The organism is Methylobacterium sp. D54C (genome assembly GCF_053345595.1).
This window is the reverse complement of sequence record NZ_JBKFAK010000190.1, coordinates 1-308: the sequence shown is the minus strand read 5'-3', so window position 1 is coordinate 308 and position 308 is coordinate 1. Positions and strand designations below refer to the sequence as shown.

At 79.5% G+C, this 308-nt stretch carries 1 protein-coding gene; it reads right to left on the bottom strand.

All coding sequences use genetic code 11. The features are described from left to right. The coding region (locus ACLBYB_RS33110; RefSeq protein ID WP_447701419.1) for a PrpF domain-containing protein at positions 1 to 308 on the bottom strand (308 nt) is incomplete at both ends.

The window sequence follows — 308 nt, the reverse complement described above, 5'->3', positions numbered from 1 at the left end:
ACGCCGCGCCCCCCCCCCTCGAGACGGGGCGCGATGCCCATCGCCACGGAGCCGGCCCGGCGGATCCGCGCCAGCCGGTCGAGGAGGCCCGGCACGGCCTCCAGGGCGGCGGGCAGCCCGGTGCCGGCGAGGCCGAGATCGGCGGCGCGGACGAACACGCAGGCATTGGCGGCGTCGATCAGCGAGGCCTCGATCGCGCCGAGGCCCGGCACGCCGAGCCACTGACGGACGGCGCCGGTCGGGAGCAGCCGGCCGGGCGTGGCGCCGCCCGGATCCAGGAAGTCGAGCTGGATCGGCGCGCCCGTGCC